Source organism: Bradyrhizobium sp. (assembly GCF_016213215.1).
Lineage (GTDB): Bacteria > Pseudomonadota > Alphaproteobacteria > Rhizobiales > Xanthobacteraceae > Bradyrhizobium.
The window spans coordinates 1-2,273 of record NZ_JACRAW010000029.1 but is presented as its reverse complement, the minus strand read 5'-3'; the positions used below and the strand labels follow the sequence as shown (position 1 = coordinate 2,273).

Sequence of the window (2,273 nt, the reverse complement as noted above, 5' to 3'; positions counted from 1 at the left end):
GGGGGTCACGTCCTTAACCCCGATCGGCAGCCCGTGCAGCGCTCCCACAGTGTCGCCGCGCATCACCGCCGCCTCGGCGTCCCGCGCGGCGTCCCGCGCTTGATCGGCGGCAAGTGTCACGATGGCATTTAATTTCGGGTTCACCCGTGCGATCGTCGCCAAACAGGCGTTGAGCAGTTCGACCGGGCTTAGCGCGCGAGATTTGATCAGCGCGGCCAATTCGGTGGCAGATTTGCGTGTCAGATCATTGGACATGATGGATGTCTTCCGTGCCGACTATTTCCCCGACCAATGCACAAACCGCCGCTCGACCAGCAAAAATAGCAGATTGAGCCCGTAGCCAAGGGCGCCGGCGGCGAAGATCGCCGCGTACATGTCCGGCATCTCGAACAATTGCTGAGCCTCGAAGACGCGATGGCCGAGCCCATCGGTCGAGCCGATAAACATTTCGGCGACGACGATAATCACCAGCGCCAGCGACACGCCATTGCGCAGGCCGATGAAGGTCTGCGGCAGCGATTCGAGCAACATCACGTCGGTAAGTACGCGCAGGCGCGAGGCCCCCATCACCTTCGCAGCCAGCAGGCGCGTTTTGCGCGCGTTCATGACGCCGTAGGCGACGTTAAACAAGATTACCAGCAATGCGCCGAACGCCGCGACCGAAATCTTGGTCTTGTCGCCGACCCCGAATAACACCAGGAACAGCGGAAACATCGCTGAGGCCGGCGTCGAGCGAAAGAAGTCGATGATGAACTCGACCGAGCGATACAGCCGTTCCGACGAGCCGAGAAAGATGCCGAGCGGGATGGCGATGGCGGCGGCGATCAGTGTCGAAATGGTGGTGCGCTGCACAGTCTTGAGGAAGTCGAAGCCGAGCGCGCCGCCGTTCATGCCTTTCCAAAAGGCCCAGAAGGTGTTGGTCGGGGACGGCAGCAGCACCGGATCGACGACCTGGAACCATACCGCTAGGTACCAGACGACAATCAGGCCGACGACGCCGACGATCGGCAGAAGCGGGTCAAGGCGCTTCATCCCTTGCGCACCTCACGCTGGAACACGTCGAGGCAATGTGCCTTGACGCGGATGAATTCGGGCTCCGACAAGGTCGCATCGGTGCGCGGACGCGCGTCGTCGTAGCGTACGAAGTCGGCGACCAAAGCCGGGTGACGCGACAGCAGCAGCACCCAATCGGCCAGATACACCGCCTCTTCGAGGTCGTGCGAAACCAGCACTGTCGTGGTGCCGGTCTCCTGGAACACGCGCTGGAGCTGCTCGCGCATGAACAAGGTCATCTCGTAGTCGAGTGCGGAGAAAGGCTCGTCGAGAAACAAGATTTCCGGCTCGACGATCAGCGCGCGCATGATCGAGACGAGCTGCTGCTGGCCGCCGGACATTTCGTAGGGGTAGCGCTTAAGATCGAGCTTGACCCCGAGATGCGCGATCAGCTTCTCGGAACGCGCGCGGCGCTCCGCATCTGGAATCCGCATCACCTTCAGCGGGTACTCGATATTGTCGATCGCACGCAGCCACGGAAACAGCGCCTCGCGATAATTCTGGAACACATAGCCGAACTTGATTTCGCTCAGCTTCTTGCCGTCGAACAGGATCTCACCTTCGTCGAGCGGAATCAGCCCGGCAATCATGTTAATCAGCGTGCTCTTGCCGCAACCGTTCGGGCCGAACACTGAAATTAGCTTGCCGCGGGGAATGTCGAAATCGAACTTGTCGTAGATTATCACATTATTGAAGCGTTTGCTCAGGCCGCGAATGGTAACGTGAGCGCGCTCGACCGCCGGAATGCTTCCCGTCGGACCGGCGGGCGTCTGTCGCAATGCGGTTGCTCGCCGGTCCATCGTTCGCTCGTTTTGGCTCAGAACGTCTGCAGATATTTGGTGACGTCGACCTTTTCCGGCAGAGTGCCAGTAGTCACCGAGAAGTCGATGAACTTCTGGTACGCAGCTTTATCCTTAGCAGTCAGGTTCTTGGTCATCACGTATTTGATCATCGGAACGGTATCGACCACGTCGGCCGGCGTGAACGTATTCTTCAAAAGATACTGCCGCGCTTGCTGAGGGTTCTTGGTGATGAAGTCGACCGCTTTGGCCCAGGCCGCCGTGAAACGCTTGGCCACCTCGGGCCTGATCTTGATAAATTCAGAGGTGAGCGCGCAGCCACCGACATAGGCGTCGGCCTCGGGATCGCCGAGAACGTAGCGAGCGATCACACCGGCCTCCAGCATCGTGGCGACGCCCATCTTGCGCATGGTCGAGGCG

4 protein-coding genes are annotated in these 2,273 nt (G+C 60.0%); all 4 read right to left on the bottom strand.

Annotation, left to right across the window (positions count from 1 at the left end; genetic code table 11):
* Positions 1–255, bottom strand: a 255-nt coding sequence (locus HY852_RS07050; protein ID WP_291603681.1) for an amidase family protein, incomplete at its 3' end; no start/stop codon positions are given.
* Positions 256–276: 21 nt separating this feature from the next.
* Positions 277–1,032: an ABC transporter permease gene (locus tag HY852_RS07045; RefSeq protein WP_291603680.1), complete on the bottom strand. Its 756-nt coding sequence runs from the start codon at positions 1,030–1,032 to the stop codon at positions 277–279.
* The gene (locus HY852_RS07040; RefSeq protein WP_291603679.1) at positions 1,029–1,853 is read right to left on the bottom strand and encodes an ABC transporter ATP-binding protein; all 825 of its coding nucleotides are present in this window, start codon (positions 1,851–1,853) and stop codon (positions 1,029–1,031) included. The genes HY852_RS07045 and HY852_RS07040 overlap by 4 nt, the downstream gene beginning before the upstream one ends.
* A gap of 17 nt (positions 1,854–1,870) precedes the next feature.
* Positions 1,871–2,273, bottom strand: a 403-nt coding sequence (locus HY852_RS07035) for a hypothetical protein (RefSeq protein ID WP_291603678.1), incomplete at its 5' end; no start/stop codon positions are given.